Source organism: Bacillota bacterium (assembly GCA_012842395.1).
Taxonomy (GTDB): domain Bacteria; phylum Bacillota; class SHA-98; order UBA4971; family UBA4971; genus UBA6256.
On the sequence record DUSX01000012.1, the window covers coordinates 1 to 13,720 of the forward strand.

Annotated in this window: 13 protein-coding genes; 12 read left to right on the forward strand and 1 reads right to left on the reverse strand. The window is 58.1% G+C overall.

Features of this window, described 5'->3' with window-relative positions:
- A partial coding sequence (locus tag GX515_04835; protein ID HHY32343.1) for an MmgE/PrpD family protein occupies positions 1-869 on the forward strand: 869 nt, incomplete at its 5' end.
- 412 nt (positions 870-1,281) lie between these two features.
- Here the strand turns inward: GX515_04835 and GX515_04840 are convergent.
- Positions 1,282-1,590: a helix-turn-helix transcriptional regulator gene (locus GX515_04840; protein ID HHY32344.1), complete on the reverse strand. Its 309-nt coding sequence runs from the start codon at positions 1,588-1,590 to the stop codon at positions 1,282-1,284.
- Between the two features lie 1,141 nt (positions 1,591-2,731).
- On the opposite strand from GX515_04840, the gene GX515_04845 reads away from it, so the two are divergent.
- The 11 genes from GX515_04845 to GX515_04895 all read left to right on the forward strand — a co-directional run bounded on the left by GX515_04845 (position 2,732) and on the right by GX515_04895 (position 13,710).
- Positions 2,732-4,120, forward strand: a complete 1,389-nt coding sequence (locus tag GX515_04845) for a DUF4147 domain-containing protein (protein ID HHY32345.1) — start codon at positions 2,732-2,734, stop codon at positions 4,118-4,120.
- 36 nt (positions 4,121-4,156) lie between these two features.
- Positions 4,157-5,443: a phosphopyruvate hydratase gene (locus GX515_04850; protein HHY32346.1), complete on the forward strand. Its 1,287-nt coding sequence runs from the start codon at positions 4,157-4,159 to the stop codon at positions 5,441-5,443.
- A gap of 84 nt (positions 5,444-5,527) precedes the next feature.
- The gene (locus GX515_04855; GenBank protein HHY32347.1) at positions 5,528-7,090 is read left to right on the forward strand and encodes an ABC transporter substrate-binding protein; all 1,563 of its coding nucleotides are present in this window, start codon (positions 5,528-5,530) and stop codon (positions 7,088-7,090) included.
- A 128-nt stretch (positions 7,091-7,218) separates the two neighbouring features.
- Positions 7,219-8,208 carry an ABC transporter permease gene (locus tag GX515_04860; GenBank protein ID HHY32348.1) on the forward strand — a complete coding sequence of 330 codons (990 nt, stop codon included), beginning with the start codon at positions 7,219-7,221 and terminating at the stop codon, positions 8,206-8,208.
- The gene (locus tag GX515_04865; protein ID HHY32349.1) at positions 8,201-9,076 is read left to right on the forward strand and encodes an ABC transporter permease; all 876 of its coding nucleotides are present in this window, start codon (positions 8,201-8,203) and stop codon (positions 9,074-9,076) included. Before GX515_04860 ends, GX515_04865 begins: the two co-directional genes overlap by 8 nt.
- Before the next feature lie 22 nt (positions 9,077-9,098).
- On the forward strand, positions 9,099-10,067 hold the full coding sequence (locus GX515_04870; protein ID HHY32350.1) for an ABC transporter ATP-binding protein: 969 nt from the start codon (positions 9,099-9,101) through the stop codon (positions 10,065-10,067).
- Between the two features lie 13 nt (positions 10,068-10,080).
- Entirely contained in the window at positions 10,081-11,106 is a 1,026-nt protein-coding gene (locus GX515_04875) for an ATP-binding cassette domain-containing protein (GenBank protein HHY32351.1), read from the forward strand.
- Complete coding sequence (locus GX515_04880; protein ID HHY32352.1) at positions 11,103-12,269, forward strand: mandelate racemase/muconate lactonizing enzyme family protein; 1,167 nt, start codon at positions 11,103-11,105, stop codon at positions 12,267-12,269. Before GX515_04875 ends, GX515_04880 begins: the two co-directional genes overlap by 4 nt.
- A 326-nt stretch (positions 12,270-12,595) precedes the next feature.
- The gene (locus GX515_04885) at positions 12,596-13,012 is read left to right on the forward strand and encodes a hypothetical protein (protein ID HHY32353.1); all 417 of its coding nucleotides are present in this window, start codon (positions 12,596-12,598) and stop codon (positions 13,010-13,012) included.
- The gene (locus tag GX515_04890; protein HHY32354.1) at positions 12,940-13,116 is read left to right on the forward strand and encodes a DegT/DnrJ/EryC1/StrS aminotransferase family protein; all 177 of its coding nucleotides are present in this window, start codon (positions 12,940-12,942) and stop codon (positions 13,114-13,116) included. The genes GX515_04885 and GX515_04890 overlap by 73 nt, the downstream gene beginning before the upstream one ends.
- A gap of 21 nt (positions 13,117-13,137) precedes the next feature.
- Positions 13,138-13,710, forward strand: coding sequence for a hypothetical protein (locus GX515_04895; protein HHY32355.1), 573 nt, complete (start codon positions 13,138-13,140; stop codon positions 13,708-13,710).
- The last annotated feature ends 10 nt before the right edge of the window (positions 13,711-13,720 follow it).

The window sequence follows — 13,720 nt, forward strand, 5'->3', positions numbered from 1 at the left end:
CCGCCGCGGGCAAGGTCCTCGGCCTGGACGACGTCGAGATGTCCTGGGCGCTGGGGAACGCGGGCACGCAGGCTTCGGGCCTCTGGCAGTTTCGCGAGGACGGCGCGATGTCAAGGCCCCTGCACGCGGCGAAGGCGGCGACGGGCGGCCTCCTGGCGGCCCTCATGGCCAAGCGGGGGTTCAGCGGGCCTGTGCGGATCCTCGAGGGAGAGAAAGGCTTCCTGAAGGCGACGTCATCCGAGCCCGCCCTCGAAGCGCTCACGGACGGGTTGGGCGAGAGATACCGGATTTGCGAGGTGTCGATGAAGCCCTATCCCTCGTGCAAGCACTCGCACGCCCAGGCGGACGCCGCCCTGGAGATCGCGGCCGAGCCCGGCTTCGACCCCGACAGGGTCCGGGCCGTCAGAATTCGCACCTACGGGGCGGCCATCGAGGTTGCGGGCGGGGGTGGGAGGTACCCGCGCTCTCCGCGCGAAGCAAGGCGGTGCTCCCCGTACTGCGTCGCCGTGGCGCTTCGGAAGGGGCGTCTTGGGCTGCGCGACTTCCGTCCGGATGCGATAAGGCTCAACGACTACGCGAAGAGGCTTGTCTCCAACACGACCCTCGAGGCCGGGGACGAATTCGACGCCGAGTACCCCAAGAAGCGGGGCGCTGAAGTCGAGGTCACCATGGACGACGGCACGACGCTGTCTTCATCAGTCATGCTCCCGAGGAGGGGTCCCGGGAACCCCACGTCGCTGGGGGACGTGTGCGGCAAGGCGGTGGAGCTCGCAGAGACTGCCTTGCCCCACGAGCAAGCGGCAAGCCTCATCCGGCGGGTTGCTGACGTGCGGGGCGCGAAAGACGTGAGCACCTTGTTCGACATCTAGGCGTTCGTGCCATTCGCACTCCTGCTGGGGTAGGCCTCGACCTTCTTGGGTGTGACGAGACCTTCTCGGCGGCACAAAACCTTCTGGGTGGGACGCGGATGGGACCGGACGCTGCCGCGCCCGAGGGCAACCGATGGCATACAGATAGCATTGAGAGGCGGGCCGGGATGAGCCGGTTGTTGAGGCCCTGGGGTGTCCTCGGGCGCGGGGCTCTGGCCCTCCCTTTACCGAGCTCGCGGGGCGCAGGAGCATCTCCATCCCGCTCCACCGCCTCCCCACCGCCGAGGAGATCGACCGCGTTGCCGACGTCCTCGAGCGCCCGCTGGAGGAGGCGGGGTGGGCGTGAGCGCGGTACTCGTCTCGTGGCTGCCGTGCGGGAGAGCGACTCCGGAGCCATCCGCTCGCTGCCACCTTAGCCGCCATGTAGCCTCTTGATCAGGTAAAGGATCACCTCGCGGTCCTCGGGTTCAAGGGTCTGCAGGCTCCGGGCAACCGCCTCGACGTCAGCGGATTCCTCTACCCCTTCGTGGCTAGCCAGTCTGAGTAGATCCTCCACGGGTATTCCGTACCCGTTTGCTATGCGCACCAGTGTCTTTGTTGAAGGATTCACAGGCCTGCCGGTGCGCGCGTCATGCCCCTTTTCGAGTGCGCTGAGATAAGTGTGGCTGATTCCGACCTTCTCGGCCGCCTCTCGGAGGCTCAGGTTTCTTTGGATTCGCATTTCGCGGAGCTTGCCTCCTATCTCCTTCAACCGCATCGCCTCGCTTCTACGGGAGTACCTCCTGTGTTCATGGCCACACGGAAGCCAAAAAGTCTCGCGTAAAATATAGTTGACAATATGGGCTCTATGTGTTACACTCTGTCCAGCAACTACGCAGAGCGCTCACATTGTCCCGCCATCCTGCGCTCTGTCGGACCGCAGAAAGGGGGAGTGCAATCTTCTGAGCGCAGAGCATGCCCGATACACAAAGCGTGCCCCATCGCCAGTGGCGCTAATCTCCATTGGCTATCCCACGGCCGGAGCTGCCGCCGGCGCGGAAACCTCACACCGTGGGCGCGGAGAAATCACGCCGGAGGCGCGGAGACAACACAAAGCCATTCACTCTTTCGCCATACGGGTGCACTTGTCCTGCCAAGCTCACGGCGTTTCGAGTCAGCGGGGGTCCGCGAGGCTAGCCATGTGCCTTGAAGGTGTGGAAGGGGACGGCGGCGCTCACGTGCGGACCGCCCGCCGCCTGCGAGCCATCCGGCCGAACCGGGGTCCTGCCGGGGCAGTGAGGGCATAGCAGGCGCGACATGACACAAGGGGGCTATGGGCTTCTCGAGGGGTGCGAGATGGTCAGCGACTGTGATAACGGCAATGAGGAATTCCAGGGGTGAACGGATCAAGGTTGACGTTTGTGGAGTCCTCCTCTCCCGAGATAACAGTGTCCTCTATGGAGCAGCTCACCCTCGTCTTGGAGGTATCTGCAGGAATCACCGCAGGTTAACCAGATCGAATTGGCCACAGAGAAGCGCAGGAACACCGTCCGCGGCAGCAGGCGGTCGTAGTAGGAAGCGCACACTTTGAGGAGGACTCCACGTGAGCGCGAGGTGATGTAAACACGGTTCGAGCGCGCTGCTGTTGCGGATGGCGTGATGCCGGGGCATTCTACTCCGGTTCCGGGTGCAGTCGCGGGCCGCGATATGAGTGTTGCGTTTGCTGCATACCGAGACTGATCACCACACACGTAAAGAAGATGTTGCGCGACGACCTGCAATGGGTGAAGACCCTTGTTGCTGAACTGAGGACGGTCTTGCGGGTGAGGGCTCTTGCGGGGTTCGACATAATGAGGATTCGTGGGTGATGGGAAATGAACGCCATTACGAAGATCCGCAACTATGAGAAACTTGCCAGCAAGGGCGATACCAAAGCGCGAGGAAAGGTGCTTCAGCTGATGGACGCAGTGCTACAGGAAGTGGATGCGGGGAAGCGCATTCACGAGATCATGCATTTCGACGGCAATGTTCTCACTGTGGGCGAGCGCACCTGGGATTTGCGCACAAAGAGGAACGTGTACCTGTTTGGCGCGGGCAAGGCTTGCAATGCCATGGCGCAGGCTGTGTGCGAGATCCTGGGAGACAGAATCACAAAAGGAATCATCTCAGTGAAGATAAAGGAGCCTCAGGATCACTACTGCAACACGGATGTGTATGTTGGGGGGCATCCACTTCCTAACGCTGATGGGATGTTGGCCGCCGAGAGGATTCTGGCACTTATTGACGCAGCCTCTCCTGACGACCTGTTCATTTCGGTAATCAGCGGTGGTAGCTCGGCACTGCTCACCTATCCTGTGGAAGGCATTACCCTGGATGACGAAATCAAGGCACAGGATTTGCTCCTGAAATCCGGTGCGAAAATCCTCGAGATTAACGCGGTGCGCAGGCACATTTCACGCACCAACGGCGGCCGCCTAGCTGAGCGTATCTGCGGAAAAGGCGCCGAGCTCATCAACATTGTGGTGGGCGATGGCGTTGGTCAGCTGCCTACATCTAACCGCGGATCACCAGTTGCTTCCTTCTTTGGTACGCCAGTAGCGCCAGACAACACTACGATACAGGACGCAAGGAACACGATAGAAAACTACGATTTGGCGGGCAAACTCCCCAAAAGCATTGTGGATTTTCTCTGGGACGATGGCCGGGTGCGTGAGACGCCCAAGTCCTTTAGCGGGAATGTCACCACGTTCCTGACTGGCTCGGTGGGCGACTCTTGCGAGGCGGCACTTGCAGCAGCAAAGAGGATGGGCGTGCCCATTATGGTGCTGTCTACGTACATGGAAGGCGAGAGCCGAGAAGCCGGCTATTTCCTCTCCTCGCTTGCCCGCGAGATCAAGTATTTGCGTCGGCCAATTGCGCCGCCCTGCTTTGTTGTGTGCTCGGGGGAAACCACCACGAGCATCCAGTCGCCACCAGTGGGTGTGGGCGGGCCATCTCACGAACTCGTGCTCGGCCTAGCGATCGGTATTCGGGACATGGATGGCGTCGCGGGTGCCTCTATTGACACTGAGGGCACCGATGGCACAACGCGTTATGCGGGTGGTCTTGTAGACGGACTCACAGTGAGCAGGCTTGAAGCCAAGGGAGTCAACGTGCTCAAAGCGCTGCGCAATCATTCCGCCGGGAACGCGCTGATGGCGATTGGGGACAATATATTCACGGGCAACACCGGAACCAATTTGTGTGATTTTAATGTTCTGTACGTTTCCTGATATTAACGGCGGAATCCGAAAGGAGCACAGAGGATTGTGACAGGAAGCGAAATCAGGACGATCAAGGCAAGACAGGTCTTGGACAGCAAAGGCCGCCCGACCGTGGAAGTGGACGTCATCACCGAAGGTGGACACCTCGGTCGGGCTGGCGCATCCACCGGGACGTCCGTCGGCGTACACGAGTCGTCTGTTCTACGTGACGACGATCCCAGGGTGTTTGGTGGGCTGAGTGTCTACAAGGCGATTGACAACATTGAGACCGTTATCGCGCCTGCTCTGATTGGCATGGATGTCACTGACCAGCGAAAGATTGACCGCACCATGATCGAGCTTGACGGAACGCGGTACAAAACCAGGCTGGGTGGCAACGCAATCTTCGCAGTATCGGTGGCCGTGGCGCGGGCAGCCGCGGCCGTCAAAGGCCTGCCCCTTCATCGTGCGATGGCCGCTGACGAGATTCGGTACGTTTATGCGCCTTCGTCCAATATCGTCAACGGTGGTACATACATCGATAAGACGCTGGCGTTCCAGGAGTTTATGGTAATACCCTACGGCGTCAACACGATTAACGAGGGCGTGCGGATTATCGTCGAAGTATTCCAGTATCTGGGTGGATTGATTGAGAGGACGACCGGCCGCCCGGCGAATATGGGTAACTATTGCGGCTATGGCGCGCCATCAGACGACCCGTTTGAAGTACTTGGCCTGATTTCACAAGCGGTTGCGGACTTGGGATACCGGAACAACGTGTACTACGCGATAGACTGCGCCAGCAGCGAGTTTTATGACGAGAAGGAGGGCGCGTACCTGTACCGAGGTCGGCTCGTGGACCGTGACGAGCTCATCAAAGTGTTGGCGCGGTTGGCCGACGAGTATCCCATCGCGTTCATTGAGGATCCGCTTCAGGAGGAGGACTTTGAGGGCTTTAGACTTGCGAGTGAACGCATCAACTCTGTCATCGTCGGTGATGACTTCCTGTGCACCAGCATGGACAGGGCAAAGCAGGCAGTGGAAATGGGAGCTGTGAAGGGTATGATTTTCAAACCCAACCAGGCTGGCACACTTACCGAGGCCCTGGATGCGGCGCATTACATGATGGCGCATGGCCTCCTTGTGGTGCCTTCCGGCAGGGCGGGGGGAACGTTGGATTCGCCAGAGAAGGAAATCGGCCTTGCGATCGGCTGCTGCGTGGTCAAGAGTGGCGCACCCAGAGGGGGAAGCCGCACCATCGGATTCAACTTCATGATACGTGCCGCTGAAGAGCTTGACATCCCTATGACGGATGTCAGCAAACTGCCCCATTTCGCGCATCTCAGGTCTTGATATCCGACGCTTTTTGGTGTGCAAGGGCCAAGATAGCGGGATACCAAGTATCTCACATGTATAACGCAAAGGGGGAGCAAGACAATGAAAGAGTTCCTGAGACGGATCCTGTGTGTTCTGGTGTGCGTTATAACGATGTTCTTGTTCGTGGGTTACGCAGGCAACGTGCAGGGTGCAACTCCTTCCCCCGGTATTGTGTCTTCCAAAGATAGCATGGTCGTTGTAATGGCAGGTGACCCGGGCTCGCTGGACCCCCACGACAATGTTTTTCAAACCAAGCACCAGTCTACCCGCCAGATATACGAAACGCTCGTAGTGTACGATGAGAATGGCAAGCTCGTTCCATGGCTTGCAGAAAGCTGGGAGTATGAAAACGATGAGACACTTGTGCTGCACATCCGTAAGGGGGTCAAGTTTCATAACGGCGACGAGCTGAAGGCGAGTGACGTATTGTTTTCGCTTAAGAGAATGAGGCAAGACAACACTCCCGCTGCCATGCAGGTCGATCAGATTGATTTTGACAAATCCAAAGTCGTGGATAAATACACGTTGAAGATTGTCACGAAGGGGCCGTACGCTCTTCAGCTCCCTATGCTGGAAAACCCGCTGTGCTGCATCATTAGTGAGCGCGCGTTTACTGAATCTGGCGGAGACTTCTTCAAGGCCCCCATCGGTACGGGTCCATACAGGGTGGTAAAGTACAACTCGGGAGACAGTTTGATTCTGGAAGGGTTCAAGGATTACTGGATCAAGGGTCAGCCTTATGTCAAGCACCTGACTATCCGCTACATCAGCGATGCATCTGCCCGCGCTATCGAAGCCGAGTCAGGCCGCGCAGACATTGTCTATGATATTAGCGCGAATGACGTTGACCGTATCCGTGCTAACAAAAACATCCACCTGGTTTCCGCTATGGGTGCAAACACCACATACCTCACAATCAACCAGGCAATAAAGCCATTGAACGATATTCGCGTGCGTGAGGCCATTTGGTATGCCGTCGACATCCCTAGCGCCGTCAAGATCGCGTACAGGAATTACGGCCAGCTAGCCACCGGTATCGTCTCTCCCGGCATTGACGGCCGTCATCCGGACCTAAGCAAGTACTTCCCCCATCAAGACCTCAAGCGGGCAAAGAGACTGCTTGCCGAGGCAGGTTACCCCAATGGCTTTGATGTTAGCATATCCTGTAACAGTTCGGACCAGCAGCGCAAGGATTTCTGTGAAGTCATCCAGGCGCAATTGGCAGCAGTGAACATCCGTGTCAAAATCGACGTTATGGAGGCGACGCAGTGGACTTCGTGGCTTTGCCAGGGCAAAGGGGAACTTGCCGTATATGGATACACCGCAAGCACAGGGGAGGCGGGGCGCGTTCTGTTTCGGTGGTTGCCTGACAAGTCGGAATGGCCCATCTTTAGTTGGGTGAATCAGGAGTATTACGATACCATCAGGAAAGCCTTAGCCACCGTGGACATTGAAAAGCGCAATAAGCTCTACTACAAGTGTCAGGAGATGCTTATGGAGAACTACGTAGCACTCCCTGTCTGGCACAAGGAACTTAACGCGGCCTGCAAGCCCAATGTTAGGGGCTTTAGGATTACGCCCTCGTACGAGCAACATTACCTACAGTACGTTTATTTCGAGTAGCACGCCCGGACGTAACATACCATTCCTGGCATTGCGCGGGTGGGGCATTTCGCCCGCGCAATGCCAGACGCGGCGGAGCCACTAGACAGGCTGGTGCCAAATCCGATGGCTACGGTGGTGAAAACATCTTGCTTAGGTATATCTCCAGCCGCATCCTGCTTATCATCCCGACTCTAGTTGGCGTTATTGTCATTGTGTTTACGCTGCTGTATCTCGCACCTGGCGACCCGGCCCTAGCCATTCTGGGTGAAAACGCCACCCCAGAGCAGGTGCAGGCTATCCACGAACAGCTGGGTCTCGACGACCCCTATCTCATAAGGCTTGGGCGCTACTTTGTTAATCTGGTCCGAGGGGACATGGGGAACTCGTACAAAACCGGTCGCCCTGTGATGGAGGAGATTCTCGCTCGGTACCCCAACACGCTCAAGTTAACGGTCTTAAGCGTCGGGCTGGGCGTTTTGATAGGGGTCCCGGCGGGCGTGATTTCCGCAGTGCGCCAGTATTCGATGCTAGACACGCTATGTACAATCTTTTCGTTGTTTGGGGTATCTGCGCCGTCGTTCTGGATTGCAATGCTGCTGGTAGTGATCTTTTCGGTCAATCTCAGGCTGCTGCCTGCGACGGGGAGCTACGGGCCCGAGTACTGGATCTTGCCTGTCTTTACGCTTGGGCTTCAGGCAAGTGCTTCGATTATGCGCATGACACGCTCGAGTATGCTGGAGGTCATCCGTCAGGACTATATCCGTACCAGCCGGGCCAAGGGGCAGTCAGAGCTGCTGACGGTCATGCGCCATGCGTTCCGCAATGCGCTCGTGCCCATTGTAACGGTTGTGGGCATTCAGATTTCAGGATTTCTTGCGGGAGCGGTGCTCGTAGAAACCGTCTTTGCAATACCGGGTCTCGGTAAATTCATCGTGGACAGCGTGGGTTTTAGGGATTATCCAGTTGTGCAAGGCGGCGTACTTTGGATTGGTCTCAATTGTGTTGTAGTTAGCTTGATTGTGGATATCCTGTACTGCTTCATTGATCCGCGTATTAGGGCGATGTACAGCACAGCGCAGCGAAAGAGAAACGGGAATTCGGCTCGCAGGGAAGTGCAGGTGAGGGTGAATGCGTGACGCTACGGTCGTGGCTGCGGTCAGAACCAGAAGGGAGACGCCCATGCGTCAGATTTGGAGGCGACTGAAGAGAAACAAGATGGCCATGAGCGGCTTGATCATCTTGATAGTCCTCATCTTATCAGCCGTTTCTGCCCCTTGGATTATCCCCTACGACTATGCGGAGCAGGATTATGACGCAAGGTTGCTTTTCCCCGATAGGGAGCACTGGTTTGGAACGGACAACTTTGGCCGCGATATATTCAGCCGGGTGGTTTACGGTAGCCGATACACACTGTTTATCGGCGTGGTTTGCACTTCCATAGCTGCGCTGATTGGATCACTGCTGGGGCTACTGGCGGCGTTCTACGCCAAGCTGGATAACGTAGTCATGCGTACGGTAGATATCCTTATCGGCATCCCGCCCATGTGCCTGTGTGTCAGCATTATCGCGGCGCTAGGCAGCAGCGTCAAAAACATGATGATTGCGCTGTGCGTGACCAGCGTGCCGGCGTTTGCGCGTATCATGCGCGCCCAGGTACTTACCGTCAAAGAACAGGAGTTCATCGAAGCCGCACGTTCCATCGGCGCCAGCGACCTGCGTATCATGCTCAAGCATATACTGCCCAACTCGCTTGCGCCGATTATTGTGCAATTCACTCTCGGCATGGTAACGGTCATCCTGATGAGCGCTTCTCTGAGCTTTATCGGCATGGGTGTCCAGCCACCTGCGCCGGAATGGGGACTCCTCATTGCGACAGGTCGCGCCTACCTGCGCGACTACTGGCACATGTCTATCCTACCAGGCTTGGCCATCGTAGTGACTACCTTTGCACTCAATCTATTGGGCGATGGCCTGCGAGACGCTCTTGACCCACGCCTTAAGTAATAGACCGGGGGAGTAATCGGATATGGACAAGGAGCTTTTGAGAATTGACGACCTCGTCGTGCGGTACGTTGTAGACCAGGAGGTTGTCAAGGCAGTCAACGGCGTAACGCTTGGGATTCGGGAGGGAAGGACCCTCTGTCTGGTCGGGGAGACTGGGGCCGGCAAGACCACTACGGCTTTGAGCATTATGGGCTTGGTACCGACTCCCCCTGGCAAGATTGCGCAGGGCAGGGTGCTGTACAGGGGTGAGAATCTGTTGGAGAAGAGTGACCGCGAGATGCGGAGAATCCGTGGGCGGGAGATTGCTATGATATTCCAAGATCCTATGACCTCGCTGAACCCAGTTTTGACTGTTGGTGATCAGATCGCAGAGGTCATTCAGATTCATAACAAGCTCTCCAAAAAAGATGCGACGGTTCGCGCGAAGCAGATGCTGGAACTGGTGGGTATTCCCGGCGACCGATATGACGAGTACCCGCACCAGTTCTCCGGTGGTATGAAGCAACGTGTGATGATTGCAATCGCGCTTGCGTGCAAGCCAAGGCTGCTCATCGCGGACGAGCCTACAACCGCGCTCGATGTGACAATCCAGGCACAGGTCCTAGAACTCATAAAGAGCTTGAAGGACGAACTAAACACTGCAATGCTCCTGATCACGCACGACCTGGGGGTCGTTGCTGAGGTGGGCAACGACGTTGCGATTATGTACGCCGGCGAGATTGTTGAATCGGGCACGGTAGAAGACGTGTTCGAGCGTATGGCGCACCCGTATACACGGGGCTTGTTTAGCTGTGTTCCCGACATGGACGCGGAAACCGACCGGCTGCCGACCATCCCTGGCTTGGTGCCAGATCCTTCTAACTTGCCTAATGGATGCAAGTTTCACCCCCGTTGCCCTGTGAAGACGAGCGAATGCGAGCAGCGGAATCCTGGTGCGGTGGAGCTTAGTGCGGGGCATTTTGTAAAGTGCGTACGTTATCAACACCGGTGAAAGGAAGGCCAGCATGGGAACGTTGTTGGAGGTTAACGGTCTCAAGAAGTACTTCGAGACAAAGACGGGACTGCTTCACGCCGTGGACGGCGTAACCTTTAGACTCGAAGAGGGCAAGACGTTAGGTGTTGTTGGCGAATCCGGCTGCGGCAAGTCGACGCTGGGTCGCGTAATTCTCCAGCTGCTCCGTCCAACGGAGGGCCAAATCATATTCGATGGCGAGGATATCTCTGCTCCCTCCAAGGCGCGGCTGCACGAGTTGCGCAAGAACATGCAGATGATATTTCAAGATCCGTTCGCCTCTCTCAATCCGCGCCAGTCGGTAAGTCAGATCATCGGCGAGCCCTTGGAAGTGTATAAAGCATGCAGCAGCCGGCAGGAATACCTTAGACGTGTCGAGCAGATTATGGAGACTGTCGGCCTGGCGCAGCGCCTTGCACACGCGTATCCACACGAGCTTGATGGAGGGCGGCGCCAGCGCGTTGGCATCGGGCGGGCACTTGCGCTCAACCCCAGGCTCATCGTATGCGATGAGCCCGTGTCAGCGCTCGATGTCTCGATTCAGGCGCAGATACTCAATCTGATGCAGGATCTGCAGAAAGAGCGCAATCTGACGTACATTTTCATTACCCATAACCTTGCAGTGGTCAAGCACATATCTGATGAAATCATGGTCATGTACCTGGGGGTGGTGGTGGAGAAGGCGAGTACCAGGGAGCTATTTCAAAAGCAGTATCATCCCTACACAAAGGCACTTCTCTCGGCAATTCCGAAGCCCAAACTTCGTGCAAAAAGAGAACGCATTCTCCTCAAGGGCGAGCTGACTTCGCCCATCGAGCCACCGCCTGCGTGCCGTTTTGCGCCTCGCTGTAACTATGCGAAGGAGAAATGCTATCACGCACAACCCCCGCTCGAGGAGGTCAGCCCCAATCACATGGTGGCCTGCCATTACGTCGATGAGATCAATCAATTGGCCCGGAGGACGCCCTGCATTCTGGATGCGCCACGTCCCCGGGCAGAGGGGGAGAACTCGAAATGACTGTGAAGGAAGCGAATGTATACGTGGTGGACACGGGGAGCTTTCGCCCGGTGATCGTCGAGCTTGTGACCGACGAAGGCGTCACCGGCATCGGCGAGGGCGCAGTGGGCTTTGGTGTGGGCTGTTATGCCGCGGGTACCATGATGGCCGAGCTTGCAGAGTGCTTCGTCGTCGGCAGGGACCCCGCAAGGATCAGCGATATCTGGAATGATTTTTACTATCACACATTCTGGGGCAAGGGCGCCGGCGCCATTTTCTACGCAGCCGTGAGCGGGCTGGAGCAGGCCCTATGGGACATCAAGGGCAAAGTGCTAGGCGTCCCTGTATGCGAGCTGTTGGGTGGCCGCCAGCGTGACGAGCTGCGTGTCTACGCCAATGGATGGTCCGAGGGACGCTGCGACACTCCACGTGACTTTGCAAAGCGTGCGGAGGAGGTGGTCGCCGACGGGTTTGACGCAGTTAAGATGTATCCGCTGAGCCAGCGGGACCCCGTGCGCAACCTCAACCGGCATTTGAAGAACCGCGAGATCAGCCCGGAGAACTATCGGCGCTGCATCGACTCCGTGCGCATGGTGCGTGAGGCTATAGGTAACGACATCGATCTTATGGTAGATGTGACGGCCGAGGGAACCACGGACGTAATGACGCGCATCGGCCAAGAGATCGAGCAGTACAACCCGTTCTGGTACGAGGAGCCGCTGGACGCGTTTGACGTGGACGCCTACAAGGTCCTCAAGGGCAAGGTGAACATCCCCATCGCCGCGGGCGAGCGGCTATACACACGCTACGGCTTCCGGCGCATCATCGAGCTCCGGGCGGTGGATATTGTGCAGCCCGACCCAGGTACGTGTGGCGGCATTCTCGAAGCGTGGCGTATCGGCGCAGTTGCTGAGGCGTACAACATGCGCATCGCGCCGCACAACTGTGGTGGTCCCGTACTAACAGCGGCTGCTGTGCAGGTGTCGGCATGTCTGAGCAACTTTGTAATACAGGAGATGTTCCCCTACCACTCCGACATCCACTACGCCATCGTGGAGAATGCGCTGGAACGGCAGATAAAGAACGGTCGGCTCAAGGTGCCCACAGCACCCGGCCTGGGTGTCACGCTCGACCACAAGACGGTGGATCCGTTTCGCGTCGCGCACGTCACGATGGACAACTAAGATGCTCTCGGTTCAATATCCGCTTTGCCTTTGGGCTGAACCACCGTTCCGACACAAACGCCAGTCGGCAAGTTGACCACTTCGCTGACCGGAAACTTGACCGCCTAGACACGTAGTAGCTAATGATATGGTTCAGACCACGACAATGTGCGTGCGTCCCTCCCCCCTGGTGGAGGGACGCAGCGTCTTGCGCTTTGTAGCTCTGCTAATTTCGAGTCTTCGAGTCCCTTTGCACCTTCCGTAGTAGATAACCGTTAGCTGATCTATTCGGCTTCTTGCAGATCCACTCTCCGGCGGGCTTCTCTCCTCGAAGTGTAACAGAGGTGATGGCTTGGTTCCTTAGCAACAACGCAAGGAACCTAGAGAGAATGTGGCCCCTGAGGTGCCGTCATACTTACGGAACGTTGTCCCTGCAGCAACCGCCAGACGGTCTTGTTGCCAGCCTGACCAGCTCGACTGCGCTGGAGTTCAAGGCGCCTGCGGCGGCATGCGCCTTAAGAGGAGCGGAGCCTGTGTTCGTCAACATCGAGGCCGACACCGCGAACATTGGTCCGGACCTCATCGAAGACGCCATCACTGAAGACGCCATCGCTTCCCATACGAAAGCCACTCCCCCGGGTGCCGCCTTCTGCGCGTCCACCCACCCACCGGGGAGCCAGCCTCAGTCCGCGTGGAAATCCACGGCCAGCTGGCGAGGCTCGGCGTCATCCGCGAGATCGCGGACCGCCACGCGCTTGTGGTGATCGAGGACTCCTGCGAGTCCCTGGGGTCCGAATACAAGGGCACGAAGGCCGGGAACGGCGCGTTCTCGCACCGGGCGGTGTTCGCGTTCTATCCCAACAAGTAGATCACCACGGGCGAGGGCGGGATGATCGTCACCGACGACGACCGGATAGCGCGCCTCTGCAGGAGCATGTGCAACCAGGGGCGGGGGGAGGCCGGGGTGTGGCTTTCCCATGAGCGCCTCGGCTACAACTACCGCATGGACGAGCTTTCGGCCGCGCTCGGGGCCGCGCAGATGTCGCGCATCGAGGAGATCATCGAGAAGCGCAAGCGGGTCGCGGCGATGTATGCGGAGCGCCTTGCGAGGGTGCCGGGGGTGCGCCTGCCGCATGTGGCGCCCGAGGTGACGCGGATGAGCTGGTTCGTGTATGTGATCCGGGTCGGCGTGGACGAGCCCACCCCCGAGCGCCAGTCCGCCGTGCGCGACCACGTGATGCGGCGCTTCCAGGAGGCGGGGATCGGGTGCCGCCCGTATTTCACCCCCATCCACCTGCAACCCTTCTACCGCGCCGAGTTCGGGTTCAAGGAGGGGGACTTCCCGGTGACGGAGCTCGCCGGGCGCACGAGCATCGCCATCCCGTTCCACAACCACCTCACCGCCGAGGAGATCGACTACGTCGCCTGCGTCCTCGAGCGCGCGCTAGGGGAGGCGCAGTAGCCAGGGGACG

What these genes read in the sequence shown, in the direction of transcription:
- GX515_04880 (HHY32352.1), top strand. Translation starts at nt 11,103, where the DNA reads ATGACTGTGAAGGAAGCGAATGTATACGTGGTGGACACGGGGAGCTTT.
- GX515_04895 (HHY32355.1), top strand. Translation starts at nt 13,138, where the DNA reads ATGATCGTCACCGACGACGACCGGATAGCGCGCCTCTGCAGGAGCATG.
- GX515_04875 (HHY32351.1), top strand. Translation starts at nt 10,081, where the DNA reads ATGGGAACGTTGTTGGAGGTTAACGGTCTCAAGAAGTACTTCGAGACA.
- GX515_04865 (HHY32349.1), top strand. Translation starts at nt 8,201, where the DNA reads ATGCGTGACGCTACGGTCGTGGCTGCGGTCAGAACCAGAAGGGAGACG.
- GX515_04885 (HHY32353.1), top strand. Translation starts at nt 12,596, where the DNA reads ATGGCTTGGTTCCTTAGCAACAACGCAAGGAACCTAGAGAGAATGTGG.
- GX515_04855 (HHY32347.1), top strand. Translation starts at nt 5,528, where the DNA reads ATGAAAGAGTTCCTGAGACGGATCCTGTGTGTTCTGGTGTGCGTTATA.
- GX515_04840 (HHY32344.1), bottom strand. Translation starts at nt 1,590, where the DNA reads ATGCGAATCCAAAGAAACCTGAGCCTCCGAGAGGCGGCCGAGAAGGTC.
- GX515_04870 (HHY32350.1), top strand. Translation starts at nt 9,099, where the DNA reads ATGGACAAGGAGCTTTTGAGAATTGACGACCTCGTCGTGCGGTACGTT.